Consider the following 14,923-nt stretch of genomic DNA (forward strand, 5'->3'; position numbering starts at 1 on the left):
GGGGCCGGATCATACATGGCGCGCCGAAGCCGCCTTGCGCGAAGGTGGCCAGCGCTACGACATCATGGGTTATACGAGGGAGCAGGTGATCGCCGACCTTCTCGGCCAGTATGAGCGCCATATGCACTACCTGAACCTGCATATGACGGGGTAATCTTGCGCCTCGGCAGGTGCGGGTTTGTCCGCGCTCGGCTATAAAGCCGGAACCAGTCCGAAGCCGGAAGCGCCATGAGCCTCTCCCTCTATACCCTGATCGAAGCCTCTTTCCCCGACGACCGATCCCGCATGGCGCTTGAAGCGCCGGATCGGGCGCACGGCCCGCGCGAATGGTCGTTCGACCGTCTCGCCTCCATGGCCGCGCGCTATGCGGCCTTCTTCGCGGGTCTCGGGCTCAAGCCGGGCGACCGGGTCGCGCTGCAGGCGGAGAAATCGCCGGAGGCGCTTGGCGTCTACCTCGCCTGCCTGCGTGGCGGTTTTGTCTTCCTGCCCATGAATACGGCCTACCGCACGGACGAAATCGACTATCTCGTCGGCGACGCGGAACCCGCGCTCGTCATCTGCGACCCGTCGGCGGAAACCGCCCTGCGCGAGATCGCCGCGCGGCGCGGTACGCCACACGTACTGACGCTCGACGCGGACGCGCATGGAAGCTTTATCGACGTTGTCCTGAAGGTCAGGGATGCATTGCCGCCGGCCGTCTGCGCCGCGAACGATCTCGCCGCGATCCTCTACACCTCGGGCACGACGGGAAAGCCGAAAGGGGCCATGCTGAGCCACGGCAATCTCGCCGCGAACGGCATTGCGCTTCGCGATGCGTGGCGCTTCACCGAAGATGACGTGCTGCTCCACGCCTTGCCGATCTTCCACGCCCACGGCCTCTTCGTCGCCTGTCACTGTGCGCTGCTGTCGGGTGCGAAAATGATCTGGCAGCAAAAATTCGACCGTGCGGATGTGATCCGCGAATTGCCGCGCGCCACCGCCTTCATGGGCGTGCCGACCTTCTACACGCGCCTTCTGGCCGGCGATGATTTCAACCGCGATCTCGTCCGGCACATGCGGCTCTTCACCTCCGGCTCCGCGCCTCTCCTCGCCGAAACCTTCGATGAGTTCCGCGCCCGCACGGGCCACGCGATACTCGAGCGCTACGGCATGACCGAGACGGGAATGAACACCTCCAACCCCTATGACGGCGAACGCCGCGCGGGCACCGTCGGCTTTCCGCTCCCGGGCGTCGAGGTCCGCGTCGTGAGCGGCGAGGGCGAGCTTCTCGGCAACGGCGAGATCGGCGGCCTGCAAGTGCGCGGCCCCAATGTCTTCGCCGGCTACTGGCGGATGCCGGAAAAGTCGGCGGAAGAATTCACGCAGGATGGCTGGTTCAGGACGGGCGACGTCGCCATGATCGACGCCGACGGTTACGTCCATCTCGTGGGCCGTGCCAAGGACCTCATTATCTCCGGCGGTTTCAACGTCTACCCGAAGGAAATCGAGGAACTGGTCGACGAGATGCCGGAGGTGCTCGAATCCGCTATCGTCGGCGTCCCCCATGCCGATTTCGGCGAGGCGGGTGTCGCCGTCGTCGTGCTTCGTCCGGGTCAGGCGCTTGACGAGGCGACGCTCGTCGGACGCTTGAAGGAACGCATCGCGAATTTCAAGGTGCCGAAGCGCGCCTTCTTCGTCGAAAGCCTGCCCCGCAATACGATGGGCAAGGTGCAGAAGAATCTGTTGCGCAACGACTACAAGGACGCCTGCCGCTAACGGGTGTTACGCCTTGCGGTCGCTTTCGCGGCGCTTGACGATCGCCTTGCCGTCGCGGCGCCGGCGATCGGGACCGTTGAACCCTTCGGAGCGGACGATGGCGCGGGGCCGCGTCAGTATGGCTTCGATCCGCTCGATCATCTGCTGTGCGGAAAAGGGTTTGGAGAGAATTTCCGTCACGCCCGCGTCTCTCGCTTCGATGATCGCGCTGCGTTCGCGCTTCGTCGTCAGGTAGATCACGGGAATCTGGTTCAGCTTGTCTTCCTCGGCGAGCCGGATTGCGCGCACGACGGAAAGCCCGTCCAGCGGCGGTTCCAGATCGTCCATGATCGCGAGATCGACCTTGCCGCGCATCAGTGCGGCCAGCGCGTCCTCGCCCGAGCGGGCACTCACGATATTGCGGATGCCGATCCCGCCCAGAACACCGCGCAGCAGGGTCGCCATGTGAAGCGTGTCCTCGACGAGAAGCACACCAAGCTGCGAATAGGTTTCGGGGCTGATTGTGGGTCTGCGGGTTTCGGCTCGCTGCGACATCTGGATTCTCTCACGCTTGTCCGGGGTGACGCCGCCAATATGAGGGAAAGTCTTTAGCGATTGGTTAGTGCCGGACGGAAAAATGGCCGGAAACCGCGCCTACCGGTCGCCCGCCCCCAGCCGGCTTTCCATCATGCGGCTGATGCCGTGATTGGTCTTCTCCCAGTGGAAGGGTCGGGTAAGGAGCTGCCAGAGCGCCTTGTACGCCGCTGCCGAGATCAGCAGCCAATAGGCGGGCATCATCCATGTATGCGCGAAAAGCTGGGGCAGGCCGCGCGCCGAAACGGCCGCAAGCCCGGCGCAGATCGCCAGCGAATAGCCCGAAACCAAAACCAGCAGATGAAAGAATGTGAGACCCGAGATGCCTCCGAAATCGGCGGTCAGGCCGTTACGGGCGAGCGATACGGCGATGGCGATATAGAGAAAGGGATGTATGAGGCTTGAAAGCGTCGAGCCGCCGACCAGAACCTGAAATCCGACAAAACCGCGCAGTCCGAGCGCCCGGTACAGCCGGATCGGATGGCGCATGCGCACGAGATAGGTCTGCATCCAGCCCTTGATCCAGCGTGAGCGTTGCCGGATCCAGTTCGGCAGGCTGCAATTGGCCTCCTCCTCGGTGGTCGAACGGATGATCCCGCAGCGATAGCCATGCAGCGCGAAACGCATCCCGAGGTCGGCGTCCTCGGTCACATTGTTCGGATCCCACGCACCGGCCTTCCGCAACAGCTCGGTGCGGAAATGGGTCGATGTTCCCCCGAGCGGTATCGGCAGCTGCAACCGCGCCATTGTCGGCAGCAGCAGGTCGAAGAAGGCCGCATATTCGATCGCGAATTGCCGCGTGAGCCAGTTCTCGTTCCAGTTGTAATAGTTGAGTTGGGCCTGCACACAGGCAAGGTTGTCGTCGCCGAGCCTGAACGCGGCGACCGCCTTTTTCAGTTGTCCGGGGTCCGGCGTGTCCTCCGCGTCGTAGATCACGAGGAATTCACCGCGCGCGAAAGGCAGCGCGAAATTGCAGGCCTTTGGCTTTGTGCGCGGGAAGCTCGTCGGCACCACGATGAATTCGAAATGATCCGGCAGCTTCAGCGCCTTCGCCGCTTCATAGGTCTCCCGGTCGCTCTCCTCGAAAATCAGCTTGATGTCGAGCTTCGACGCGGGATAGTCCAGCGCGCGCAACGCCGCCGCGAGAACGGGCAGCACGCGCGCCTCGCGAAAGAGAGGCACCATTACCGTATAGACGGGAAGGTCCTTGTCCGCCGGCACGCCGTAATTCGCATGAGCGAGTTCCTCGGCAGTCGGCGGCGCCATGAGCCCGATGAAAATCGACAGGTAGCGCAAGCCGGCAATTGCGAGAAAGACGATGCCGAGCATCACATTCGCCACGGTCAGGAGCTGCCCCGGCACCGTGAGAAAACCTGCAAGCAGGAAAAGGGCGAGGCCGGCGAGGAAAATTCCCTGCGGCCGCGACAAACGGTGCGCGGCGGAACTCTCCGGCATTTGCCGGCGGAGGTCGAAAATCGCCCGGTCCGTCAGCGCCTCGCCGAATTCGCGCGTAACGGTGCGGCTGATGTCGCGCGGCGACGTCACGAATACCGGCAGTCGCCGCCCTTCATGGCCGGCGATAGCCTCGCGCGATGCGTCCGGATTTGCGGCCACATAGATCGTCTCGCCGGCACGCCGTCGCCACGGCATGCACAATTCTCGAAGATAGAAATCGAGCCTCTCGGATTTCACCAGCGCCGTGTCGTGCGGCTCCGCCAGCATGTCGACATAGGGCAGGCCGCGCTGCCGTCCGTAGAGCCGCGCCACGTCCGCCACGCGCATCGCGCCGATGCTCACCAGTACCGCGCCGAGTGGCCCGCCCCAGCGTCCTTGCTGCTCCAGGGCCGGCGCCAGCGCGTCCGGCGCCATCAGACCCTCCGCAACGGCCATTTCGCCGATCAGCGGACGCGAGCCAGGCTGCGCTCGCCCGCGCGGACGCCGACGGCCAAAAGCCTCTTTCGCGGGCGATGACGATGCATCGCCCCTGTTGCTCCACGTTTCTCGCAATTCCGGCCTCGGCCCCGCACCCAAGCAGTGTCGTTTGATAAAATCGAAAGCGCAGGGACGAGCCTAACAAGGCCCTTTATTAACCATATAGTCCGAAGGGTCAGACGGGGCATAAACCTTGCTTTTCGGGGAGGGAGCGCCCTCCGTTTCCCGTGCTGACGCGAGACGGGGAGAGCGGGCGTGTCATAATGAAACAAGGATGATGCACCATTTGGGGGCGGCATCGATCGGGCGGGCGCAATGCGGTTTCTTCTCTACCTGAACCTGATAGCGATCGTCATCGTGGCCGGTGCGCTTGCCCGGCTGTACGAGGGCGCGCCGCTGCCCTGGGCCGAGGCGAGGCTCGAACGGCCCGCGCCGGCCGCGACGATGCCCTCGGCGGTGGAGGCGCCGCAGCCTTCCGCACCCATCTCGATCGATCTGGTCGTGGCCCTGCAGCTGCCGCTGCCGAACCCGGAGAGGACGCCCGCCGATGCGGCTCCCCGTCGCTTCCGCCTGCTCACCGAGGGCGACTACCCGCCATTCAACTATCGCGACGAAACGGGAGCCTTGGCCGGCTTCGATGTCGAGCTTGCGGGTGCGATCTGCGAACGTCTGAAGGCCGTCTGCAGCTTTGAGGCGAGGTCATGGGGACAATTGCTGCCGGCGCTGAAAAGCGGCGAGGGGGATGCTGTCATCGCCTCATTGCTGATCCCCGTGCCGGGCCGTGAAAGTCCCGCCGCCGATGGAGAGATCGTCTTCACCGACAGTTATTACTCAACGCCGGGCCGGTTCGCCGCGCGGAAAAGCGGCACGGTGTCATCCACGGCGCTTGCCGGGCGCCGCATCGCGGTTCAGGCCGGCTCGGTGCATCAGGCTTTCGCGCTGTCCCGCTTCCCCAATGCGCGCCTTCTCGCGTTTCCCACGCCCGAGCACGCCGCGGCCGCGCTGTCGGACGGCGAGGCCGATCTTCTGTTCGGGGACCGCAACGCGCTCCTGCGCTGGACGTCGGGCGCGGCCGGTGCGTGCTGCCGGCTTGTCGGCCCGGATTACGCAGACCCGGCCTATTTCGGGCAGGGCGCGGGCATTGCATTTCGTGCCGGGGATGCCGCCTTGCGCGACGAATTTGATACGGCTCTTTCGGCGCTCGTCGCCGACGGCACCTATGCGCGCATCAGCGCGCGTTACTTCACCGCCAGCATTTACTGAGGCGGCTCTCAGCTCCTCTCTTCGGCGCCTTCCGTCATCAGATCGCGTGGACGGACGAAGAAGACAGTGCGTGCGGTCCCTTCCTTGATTTTCGTCCAGTCGTCGACGTCGAACTCGAACACGATGAACCCGCCGGTCGGCACGCCATGCGCGATGCGCAGCGCCGTCTCCTCGTCAGGGTCGTCGGCCAGCGCCATCGCCAGCAGCACTAGCCCCGGATTATGCGCAACGACGAGGAGCGTCTCCGCCTCCGGCGGCGCGCCGTGAACTTCCTCCAGCATCTTGTCCGGCATCGCGTGATAAAGCTCGTCGCGATAGATGATCGGCACCCGGCGCCCCAGCGCCTCGCGAAGCGGCGCACAGGTCGCGGTCGCGCGCGCGGCGGTCGAACACAGCACGGTGTCGGGCCGGTAGGGCGATTTTGCGATGTACTGGGCCATGAAGTTGGCCGCCCTCGTGCCGCGCGCGTTGAGCGGCCTGTTGAAATCGTCGCTGGACGGATCGCTCCAGTCCGATTTCGCGTGGCGCAGCAGGCAAAGTCGTTTCATGTCGTAGGCTCCCGGCTTCCCTCGTCCGGCAAGGGCCCGCCCGATAGAGTGTCGTTTGAAAATGGATTCCAGAGGCTCCAGCCCAGCCCCGACGGCAATGGCGCCGGAAAGGCCGAAAGCCCCAGCCGCATCTCCTTGTGCCCGTCGCGGGGCTGCGGCCTGTAGGTTCCGAACAGCCTGTCCCACAAGGAAAGGCTGAAACCGAAATTGGTGTCGTGCTCGTCGCGGTGAACCGAATGATGCACCCTGTGCATGTCCGGTGTCACGATCAGCCACCGCAGCACGCGGTCCGCCGTCGCGCCGAGATCGACATTGGAATGGTTGAACATCGCCGTCGCATTCAGCACCACCTCGAACAGGATGACGGCGGCGGCGGGCGCTCCGATAAGCGCGACCGCCGCCATCTTTATCCCCATGCTGAGCAGGATTTCGATGGGGTGAAACCGCACACCCGTCGTCACGTCGACATCGGTGTCGGCATGATGCACACGGTGCAGCCGCCACAGCAGCCCGACACGGTGGAAGACCACATGCTGCGCATAGACGAGCGCATCGAGCGCCAGCAGCGATACGCAGAAGGCGAGAGCATAAGGCACGTCCAGCCAGTGGAAGAGCCCGAAGCCGCGCCTCTCCGCTTCCAGGGCCACACCGGCCGCGAGCAGCGGCACGGCGATGCGGAGCAGGATCGTGCCGGCACCGGCAAGCGCAAGGTTGGTCAGCCAGCGCCGCCCGCGCGGGCTTCCCGGTGCCCGCCTCGGCGACAGCGTCTCCCACAGCGCCATCAGCGCCAGCACCCCGGCAAAGGCACCGAACCGAAGGACCGGTTCGTGAAGGGTGAGAAAATCATGCATCGAAAATCGGCACGCCCTTGACTGACCCGCCCGGTTGCGCGGGCGGTCGAAAATGTACCCGGACTATAGAGCGGCCCGGGCCACAAGAAAAAGGCCGCTTCGGGCCGCCTTGAGCTAGAATGGCCCGCCGCGACTCAATGGCGCGGCTCTTCGAGGGCTGCTGCAATGCCGTGGCGCGTTGTTTCCTGCTGCTTCCTGTTTCTGTTTCTCGCCTGTCCGGACCGAGCGTCCGCGCAGGAGGACGCCGATATGGGCGCCGAGATAGGCGCCGTCGCGGCGGAGGCGGCGGCCGAAGCCGACGGCCGCCGTGAGCGCGTAACGGGCGATGAAACCTTCCAGGGCGGCTTCGTCTGCCTGTCTCCCGCGGGAGCGGGCGATATGGGCCCCATCGTCTGCGAAAGCCAGATCAACCCCGTGCTGCCCGCTTTCCATTTCTCCCTTGCCTGGCACCTCGATCCGCAGAACCGCGACCGCGTGATCGACAGCATTTCCATCCGCCAGAAGGGCAAGGCGGCCCCCTTCCAGGTCATCTCGGATACCGGCTCCTCCGCCATCCAGGAGATCGACAATAACGGCTTCGAGATGATCGACGTCGATTTCGACGGCTATCTCGACATGCGGCTGATCGCGCAGATCGCCGCCGGACCCAACGTGCTCTACCGCAACTGGCTCTGGTCGAAAGATGAAATGCGCTTCGTGGAAAACGCCGCGCTCGACGAAATCGTGTCGCCTGATTTCGATCCCGAAACACAGGAAATTCTCAGCCGCTGGCGCTCGAGCGCGGCGGAAGGCGGCGTCGACGTCTATACATGGGACGGCGCGACCCCGGTCCTGATCCACCGCGAAGCCGACAGGTATGACGGCCCCGCGCGCTGCACCCGCACTTTCTTCGACCGCATCGGTGGCGAACTGAGGAAAACCGGCGAAGGCACCTGTACCTGAAATCTAGAGCGGCATGTGCCGTGCGCGCGCGCCCCGTTCGATGGCGGCGGCGGTGAGCTTGTCCACGTCGAGCGTCTCGCGCAGCAATTGCATCAGGCGGATTTCCTCCGCGCCGACCGACAGGTCCGCCGCCGCGATTTCCACGGCAAGCGCATAGCCCGTCTCGCGCATATGCGGCGGCAGCGCGTCCCGCACCAGGCCGAACACGGCATCGAGCCCGCCATCCTCCTGCAGGATCGCGGCGCATTCCTTGGCCACCGGGATCAGCCGCTCCTCGTTGAACTCGCGAAAGGCCGGCAGCGTCCGCACGATCGTGCCGATGTCGCGCAGTTCATTGTCGCTCATCGCGCGGTCCACCGCGCTCATCGTGACCATGATGTAGATCAGGGCATTCTCGGGAGAAATCGTCGACATTTGGCTTCCTTGCTCGATTTGCGGGGAGCTTAGGGGGTGGCTTTCGCCGGGGCAAGCATGGGCTCGCCGCCGGACAGGAAGCGCCGGCTCTCGGCGATCGCCTCCGCGAGCCCCACCCGGTGCACCGTCACGCCCGGCGGAAAGGCGGAGGTCAGCCGCGTCGGCAGCCGGCTGTCGAGCATCACGAAAACGCCCCTGTCCGTCGCCCGCCGGATCAGCCGCCCGAATGCCTGCTTCAGCCGCAGTCGCGTCAGCATGTCGTCGTAGCGCGCCTTGCCGAATTGCTCGCGCCGCGCCTTGTGCAGAATGTCGGGACGGGGCCATGGCACCCGGTCGAACACGATCATGCGCAGCGAATCTCCCGGCACGTCCACGCCGTCGCGCACGGCGTCGGTGCCGAGCAGGCAGGCATGGCGTTCGGCGCGGAAAATATCGACCAGCGTGCCCGTATCCAGCGCATCCACATGCTGCGCGTAAAGCGTCAGCCCCGCTTCTTCCAGCGGCGAGACGATGCGCTCATGCACGGCCCTCAGCCGGTGGATCGCCGTGAAGAGACCGAGCGCGCCGCCATCCGCCGCGCGAAAGAGTTCCCGGTAGGCCGAAGCCACCTGGTTGAGGTCCGTCCGGCTGACGTCGCGCACGACGAAAATCCTCACCTGCTTTTCATAGTCGAACGGCGACGCCATGAAGGCGCGCCGCGCCGGCACGGCAAGATGCGAAGCTCCCGTTCTGATCTCCGCCGTCTCCCAGCCCTCGTCGTCTTCCGTTTCTTCCACCAGCCGGTCGCGCAGCGTCGCCGACGTGATGAGCACGCCATGCGCCGGCTCCAATACGGCGTCCGCAAAGGGTATCGTCGGGTCGCGCCAGTGCCGGTGCATCCCGATGTCGATCTCGCGCCCATGGAGCCGCTCCACCGAGAACCAGTCGACGAAAGCTTCGGGCGTTGCCGCGTTCAGGCTTGCCAGCATGCTCCGCCACGACGGAATGAGAATCCGCACGCGCCGGTCGAGCCCGCGCGCGGCGGCGTCCATGCGTATGCGCGTCGCCGTGTCGAGGTCTTCCGCCTCGTCGTCGAGCCGCGCCCGCAGCCGGTCGGCGATCAGTTGCAGCGGTGCCGCCAGCCGCTTCAGCGCGTCGTCCAGCGCGGCGGCCGCTTCCGTCAGCCCCGTCACCGGCGGCATCGTCTCGGCTTCGAGCGAAAAGGGACTGTCGTTGTCTTCCGCCCGCGCGTGAACCTGCTGCCGTACCAGCGCCAGGAATTTTTCGCCTGCGCCGCGCGGCGCGCCGTCGTGAATGCGCCCCGCCCATCCGGGCGCGGGCAGGGCGGCCGCGGCGGAAAGCGCCGCAACCAGCGCTTCCTCCGCCAGCTTGTCCTCCGCGATGAGGTCGCCCACGCGTTCCTCGATGCCGCGTCCGCGCCGTCCGCGTTGTCCTTCCGCGCCGCGCACCCAGCGCCTGAGCTCCGCCGTTTCAAGCCCCGACAACGACGCCGAGAACGCGCCGTCCGCCGCGTCGAAAATATGATGTCCCTCGTCGAACACGAACCGCGCCAGCGCCTCCCGTCCGCTCGGGGCTTCGTCTTCCGCGTTGCCGGCCGCCTCCGCTGCCTTCACCGGACGATGCGCCACCGGCCCCATCGCCTGGTCGAGCGCCGCCTGCCGCATCACGAGCGCATGGTTCGCCACCACGATCTCCGCGCGCCGCGCCTTGCGGATCGCGCGTTCGATGAAGCACTTCTTGTAATAGGGACAGGCCGTATAGACGCACTCGCCGCGCCGGTCGGTCAGCCCCGTGCGTCCGGTCACGCCGCCGAGCCGCGCCGCCAGCCATGCCGGAAAATCGCCGCCCACCATGTCGCCGTCGCGGCTTGCCTTCGCCCATCGCGCCACGAGGCCGATGGCGACCGCGCCGCCGCCCATCGCCGCCCGGTCCGCCATCTCCGCGAAATTGAGCAGGCAGAGATAATTCTCGCGCCCTTTCCGGATCACCGCCTTCTCCGCCTTCTCGGCGGGATCGGGATAAAGCCGCGAGAGCTCCTGGTCGAGCTGGCGTTGCAGGTTCTTCGTATAGGTGGAAAGCCAGACCGTGCCTTTGTTCCGCGTCGCCCAGAGGCTGGCCGGCGCGATATAGCCGATCGTCTTGCCGATGCCCGTTCCCGCTTCCGCGATCACCACATTGGGCGCGCCCGCCGCATCGCGCGGCGCGAAGGCGAGCGAGGCGGCGCCCGCGAAATCCGCCTGCCCCGTCCGCCGTTCCGCGCCGTCCCCCGCCAGCAGCGCAAGCTGCGCCCGGGCTTCCGCGTCGCTCACCGGCATCGAGCCCGCAGGCGGGCGCGGGCCCCGCTCTTCCCATTCCGGCAGTTCGTTCCATATGTCGAAGCCACGCAGCGCCGGCGGCTTGCCCTCCCGGCCCAGCGCGTCGCGCAGCGCCGCCACCACGCCCGGGCCCCACGCCCAGCCGCCTTCCGCCATCCGGTAGGCCGTGCGTGCGGCCGACGGGCGGTCGGGCAGGGCGGGGTTCTGCAGCGTCGCCAGCATTTGCGCCGCCGCCTCGCGCAGCATCAGCGCCTGGTCTTCGGGCGCCTCGCCCGCATCGAGGCCGAGCGCGCGGGCCAGCCCCTCGGCCGTCGGCAGGCAGGCTTGGGCCGGATGCACGAAGGCGAAAAGTTCCATCAGGTCCAGCACATGCGGCCCCGGCTCCCGGAACGGCCGTCCCCGCGCGATCCGCCGCGCCGTGAAGCCCGCATGGACCAGCATCACCGGCTCGCGCTCGATCCGCCGCAGCGCCTCGTCGGGGCCCAGTTCCTCGATCTCGCCATCGGCGCTCACGGCAATGGCCCCGCCACCCTTCGCGCGCGAAGGCACCATGGCGGCGGCATCGGGCAGAAACGGCCCGCCCGCATGTATCGAATCGAATGGAGGATTTTCCGGCATCGGCGGCGAGTATAGCGATGCGCCGCCGCAAAGATATTGTCAGGCGGCGAGGCTCGGATAGGCCTTTGCGAGTTCCCGCCATGTCGCGGTGATCTTCTGTTGCAGGCGCGGTACTTCGCGCATCGCAGCCTCCGCCTCGCCTTGATCGACGGCGGTGTCGATATTGCCGGCGACGGTCGAAATCGCCGTCAGGCCGAGGTCGGCCGCGGCAAGCTTCAGCGCCCGCGCGCCCTCTGCCAGCGCCGCGCCGTCCCGGCCGCTCGTCGCGCTCTCCATCTCGCGCTGCAGTTCGAGCACGCGGTGAAGGCCGGTCACGAGGTAGTCCGTGATGTGGTGGCCGCCGAGGCGCCGCTCCAGTTCATAGAGATGGTCGTGGTCGATAAGCCGCTCGGGCTTGGCCGGGCGGTGCGGCTGCTTTTCGTCGCGCAGCGTCGCGAAATAGTCCTCCGCGCCACCGGGCTCCGACGGCAGCAGAAACCAGAACGTGCTGCCTTGTCCGGCCGTGCTGTCGACATCGATATGCCCGCCCATCAGCCGCACCAGCCGCTCGCTGATCGGCAATCCGAGGCCCACGCCCGCCGTCTGCCCGGTAAAGCGGAAATCGCGTGCATCGGCGCCCTGCGCGAAGGCTTCGAAGAGCGTCGCCCGCGCCTCGTCCGAAAGTCCCGGCCCGGTATCCGTCACGGAGAAACGGAAGATCGTCTCCCCGCTCGGTACTTTGAGCGACGCCACGCGCACCACGATGCCGCCTTGATAGGTGAACTTGATCGCATTGCCGATGATGTTCGAAAGCACCTGCCGCAGCCTGTCCGGATCCGCGTTCATATACGCGTCGATGCCGGGCGCCACGTCGAGTTCGAGCGACAATCCGCGCGCGACCGCCTGATGCCGCATCATCCGCACGATGCTCGCGACAAGCTCCACCGGGTCGAAGCTGCGCGGCTTCAGTTCGAGCGACAGGGATTCGATCTCCGAAAAGTCGATCATGTCGTCGATCAGCCGCCGCAGAAGCTGGCTCGTCTCCTCGATGGAAGCGGCGATCTTGATCTGCGTTTCGTTCACCGCCTCGTCGCCGAGGTAAAGCGCCATGTTGCGAAGGCCGTCCAGCGGCGCCCGCACTTCATGGCTGATGATGTCGAGAAATTCCTGTTTCGCCCGCATCGCCGCCACGGCGCGCGCTTCCGCGTCCTCCGCGTCGCGCCGCCGCTGCTCGGTTGCCGCATGGGCGCGCGCCATCCGCTCCACCAGGTCGGAATTCTCGAAGCGCAGCCGGAAGGCCTCGCGGTAGCCCACGTTGATCCGCCGCGTCCACCCGGCGATCGTGGCGAAGAACATCAGCGCCAGAAGCACCGTCGCAACCGCGAGCGGGTCGCCCCGCATGAGCAGCAACCCGATTGCGGGCAGGCACGAGGCCACCGTGTAGTAAATGACGGCAGGCGGATAATTGGCACGGCTGACCGCCGTCGCCATGACCAGCGAGGCAAGCACCAGCAGGTAGAAGATTTCATGCGCGAAGGAGGAGCCCGGCAGCCAGAGCAGGGCGCCGACGCCCCATGTCGAGCCGCTGATGAGCGTCACGAGCGCATAGCGATGCGCCCACTTCGGCGCGTTTTCCACGGCATCGGGATCGGCATTGAAGCCTGCCCGCACCCGGTCGAAGGCGAATTGCGCGATGAGCTGGATCGCGGCCACCACCGCCGTCGCCCAGATCGGCGCCGTCTGGTAAAAGGCAAGGCCGACCACGAGAATGCCGCCGAACACGGTCCAGCGGCTCGCCTCGCCGAGTGAAAGCAGCAGTTTAATCTGTTCGGCCGCGATGCGGGTCTCGATGGGATGGTTACGCCGAACGGAACCGGGGAAAGGCGCCTCCCCCTCTGGGGGCACCTGGGCCGCCGCGGGCCTGTCCGTTTCGCTCGTCGTCAACTTCTCGGTCTCCGGGCGCGTCGCTGCGCTACACTCCAACAGGGCACCCCCGAACACCGCGCGGGAGCCGGCATTATGCCCGGTTCGCCGGCGCGTTGACTGGAGAATGTCCAAAGCATAGGGTCCGCCCGCTTGACAAAGCCTTAAGTCATTCTTCCGGGTACATTAAATGTCTGCCGACGTTGCCGCCATAACTCCTTCCGACCTCCTCGAAGCCGCCCGCGTAAGCAAGGCCTGGCCGTTCGAGGACGCGCGCAAAATCGTCGACAGGCTCGAAAGGGAAGGTCGCCCGGAGCGCACGGTCCTTTTCGAGACCGGCTACGGTCCGTCGGGCCTCCCGCATATCGGCACCTTCGGAGAAGTCGCGCGTACCACCATGGTGCGCCGCGCCTTCGAAATCCTGATGCCGGGCGTGAAGACGCGGCTTCTCTGCTTCTCCGACGACATGGACGGCCTCCGCAAGGTGCCGACCAATGTCCCAAATCAGGAGATGCTGGCAAATTACATCAATATGCCGCTGACCCAGGTGCCGGATCCTTTCGAAAAGTTTCCGAGCTTCGGAGAACACAACAACGCCCGCCTGCGTTCGTTCCTCGACTCTTATGGTTTCGAATACGAATTTGCGAGCTCCACCGATTATTACAAGTCCGGCCGATTCGACGAGACGCTCCTCAAGGTGCTCGCGAAGTTCGACGAAATCATGGAGATCATGCTGCCCTCCCTCCGTGAGGAGCGCCAGCAGAGCTACAGCCCCATCCTCCCCGTCAGCCCCCGCACCGGCCATGTCCTCCTCGTGCCGCTCGTCGCGCGCGATGCGGCGAAGGGCACCGTGAGCTATGTCGAGCCGGGCACGAACGAAACGGTCGAAGTGCCGGTCACCGGCGGTCACTGCAAGCTGCAGTGGAAGGCCGACTGGGCGATGCGCTGGGCGGCCCTCGGCGTCGACTACGAAATGGCGGGCAAGGACCTCATCGATTCGGTGAAGCTCGCCTCGCGCATCTGCCGCGTCCTCGGCGCGCCGCCGCCGGAAGGCTTCAACTACGAGCTCTTCCTCGACGAGGAGGGCAAGAAGATTTCCAAGTCGAAGGGCAACGGCCTTTCGATCGAGGATTGGCTGCGCTATGCGAGCCCGGAAAGCCTGCAATATTTCATGTTCCAGAGCCCGCGCGCCGGCAAGCGTCTCTATTTCGACGTGATCCCGCGCAACGTCGACGAGTATCTCGGCGCGCTGACCGCGTTCCCGAAGCAGGATGCGCGCGAGCGGCTGAACAACGCCGCCTTCCACATCCACCACGGAAATCCGCCCACGGAAGACCTGCCGATCAGCTTCTCGCTGCTGCTCAATCTCGCCAGCGCCAGCCACTCGGAAGACCGCAACGTCCTCTGGGGCTTCATCCGCAACTATGCGCCGGATGCGACGCCGGAAAATCATCCGCGCCTCGATCATCTCGTCGGCTACGCCATCAACTATTTCCACGATTTCGTGCGCCCCGCGAAGAAGTACCGTGCGCCGACGGATCTGGAGCGTGCCGCGCTTGAGGAGCTTGCCGCCCGCCTCGAAGCGGCGGAACCGGGCGCGACGGCCGAGGAACTGCAGAACATCGTCTACGACATCGGCAAGAACCATCCCTTCGAGAAGCTGCGCGACTGGTTCAAGGCGCTCTACGAGGTTCTGCTCGGCGAGGAACAGGGCCCGCGCTTCGGCACCTTCGTCAAGCTCTACGGCGTCAAGGAAACCGTGGCACTCATCCGCCGCGCGCTTGCGGGCGAAGACCTTTCCAAAGGCTAG

11 protein-coding genes are annotated in these 14,923 nt (G+C 65.8%); 4 read left to right on the forward strand and 7 right to left on the reverse strand.

Annotation, left to right across the window (positions count from 1 at the left end; genetic code table 11):
- The first annotated feature begins 228 nt into the window (after positions 1-228).
- A complete protein-coding gene (locus Q8S60_RS00925; RefSeq protein WP_305275847.1) occupies positions 229-1,755 on the forward strand; it encodes a malonyl-CoA synthase in 1,527 nt (508 codons plus the stop codon).
- 6 nt (positions 1,756-1,761) lie between these two features.
- Here Q8S60_RS00925 and Q8S60_RS00930 read toward each other — a convergent pair whose 3' ends face one another.
- Positions 1,762-2,289: a response regulator gene (locus tag Q8S60_RS00930; RefSeq protein WP_305275848.1), complete on the reverse strand. Its 528-nt coding sequence runs from the start codon at positions 2,287-2,289 to the stop codon at positions 1,762-1,764.
- A 99-nt stretch (positions 2,290-2,388) separates the two neighbouring features.
- Entirely contained in the window at positions 2,389-4,197 is a 1,809-nt protein-coding gene (locus Q8S60_RS00935) for a glycosyltransferase family 2 protein (protein ID WP_305275849.1), read from the reverse strand.
- Positions 4,198-4,575: 378 nt separating this feature from the next.
- Between Q8S60_RS00935 and Q8S60_RS00940 the strand changes: the two genes are divergently transcribed.
- On the forward strand, positions 4,576-5,523 hold the full coding sequence (locus tag Q8S60_RS00940) for a transporter substrate-binding domain-containing protein (protein WP_305275850.1): 948 nt from the start codon (positions 4,576-4,578) through the stop codon (positions 5,521-5,523).
- An 8-nt stretch (positions 5,524-5,531) separates the two neighbouring features.
- Here the strand turns inward: Q8S60_RS00940 and Q8S60_RS00945 are convergent, their stop codons facing one another.
- A complete protein-coding gene (locus Q8S60_RS00945) occupies positions 5,532-6,071 on the reverse strand; it encodes a histidine phosphatase family protein (protein WP_305668269.1) in 540 nt (179 codons plus the stop codon).
- On the reverse strand, positions 6,068-6,922 hold the full coding sequence (locus tag Q8S60_RS00950; protein ID WP_305275852.1) for a sterol desaturase family protein: 855 nt from the start codon (positions 6,920-6,922) through the stop codon (positions 6,068-6,070). The genes Q8S60_RS00945 and Q8S60_RS00950 overlap by 4 nt, the downstream gene beginning before the upstream one ends.
- A gap of 249 nt (positions 6,923-7,171) precedes the next feature.
- Here Q8S60_RS00950 and Q8S60_RS00955 point away from each other — a divergent pair, with 249 nt between their 5' ends.
- Positions 7,172-7,864, forward strand: coding sequence for a hypothetical protein (locus Q8S60_RS00955; RefSeq protein WP_305275853.1), 693 nt, complete (start codon positions 7,172-7,174; stop codon positions 7,862-7,864).
- A gap of 3 nt (positions 7,865-7,867) precedes the next feature.
- Here Q8S60_RS00955 and Q8S60_RS00960 read toward each other — a convergent pair whose 3' ends face one another.
- The 3 genes from Q8S60_RS00960 to Q8S60_RS00970 are packed head-to-tail and all read right to left on the reverse strand — an operon-like array spanning position 7,868 to position 13,134.
- Positions 7,868-8,278 carry a tellurite resistance TerB family protein gene (locus tag Q8S60_RS00960; RefSeq protein ID WP_305275854.1) on the reverse strand — a complete coding sequence of 137 codons (411 nt, stop codon included), beginning with the start codon at positions 8,276-8,278 and terminating at the stop codon, positions 7,868-7,870.
- A gap of 29 nt (positions 8,279-8,307) precedes the next feature.
- Entirely contained in the window at positions 8,308-11,211 is a 2,904-nt protein-coding gene (locus Q8S60_RS00965; protein ID WP_305275855.1) for an ATP-dependent DNA helicase, read from the reverse strand.
- 39 nt (positions 11,212-11,250) lie between these two features.
- On the reverse strand, positions 11,251-13,134 hold the full coding sequence (locus Q8S60_RS00970; protein ID WP_305275856.1) for a HAMP domain-containing sensor histidine kinase: 1,884 nt from the start codon (positions 13,132-13,134) through the stop codon (positions 11,251-11,253).
- A gap of 169 nt (positions 13,135-13,303) precedes the next feature.
- On the opposite strand from Q8S60_RS00970, the gene Q8S60_RS00975 reads away from it, so the two are divergent.
- Positions 13,304-14,923: a lysine--tRNA ligase gene (locus Q8S60_RS00975; RefSeq protein ID WP_305668270.1), complete on the forward strand. Its 1,620-nt coding sequence runs from the start codon at positions 13,304-13,306 to the stop codon at positions 14,921-14,923.

The sequence above is a fragment of the Parvibaculum sp. genome (assembly GCF_030694575.1).
Lineage (GTDB): Bacteria > Pseudomonadota > Alphaproteobacteria > Parvibaculales > Parvibaculaceae > Parvibaculum.

What these genes read in the sequence shown, in the direction of transcription:
- Q8S60_RS00925 (WP_305275847.1), top strand. Translation starts at nt 229, where the DNA reads ATGAGCCTCTCCCTCTATACCCTGATCGAAGCCTCTTTCCCCGACGAC.
- Q8S60_RS00930 (WP_305275848.1), bottom strand. Translation starts at nt 2,289, where the DNA reads ATGTCGCAGCGAGCCGAAACCCGCAGACCCACAATCAGCCCCGAAACC.
- Q8S60_RS00935 (WP_305275849.1), bottom strand. Translation starts at nt 4,197, where the DNA reads ATGGCGCCGGACGCGCTGGCGCCGGCCCTGGAGCAGCAAGGACGCTGG.
- Q8S60_RS00940 (WP_305275850.1), top strand. Translation starts at nt 4,576, where the DNA reads ATGCGGTTTCTTCTCTACCTGAACCTGATAGCGATCGTCATCGTGGCC.
- Q8S60_RS00945 (WP_305668269.1), bottom strand. Translation starts at nt 6,071, where the DNA reads ATGAAACGACTTTGCCTGCTGCGCCACGCGAAATCGGACTGGAGCGAT.
- Q8S60_RS00950 (WP_305275852.1), bottom strand. Translation starts at nt 6,922, where the DNA reads ATGCATGATTTTCTCACCCTTCACGAACCGGTCCTTCGGTTCGGTGCC.
- Q8S60_RS00955 (WP_305275853.1), top strand. Translation starts at nt 7,172, where the DNA reads ATGGGCGCCGAGATAGGCGCCGTCGCGGCGGAGGCGGCGGCCGAAGCC.
- Q8S60_RS00960 (WP_305275854.1), bottom strand. Translation starts at nt 8,278, where the DNA reads ATGTCGACGATTTCTCCCGAGAATGCCCTGATCTACATCATGGTCACG.
- Q8S60_RS00965 (WP_305275855.1), bottom strand. Translation starts at nt 11,211, where the DNA reads ATGCCGGAAAATCCTCCATTCGATTCGATACATGCGGGCGGGCCGTTT.
- Q8S60_RS00975 (WP_305668270.1), top strand. Translation starts at nt 13,304, where the DNA reads ATGTCTGCCGACGTTGCCGCCATAACTCCTTCCGACCTCCTCGAAGCC.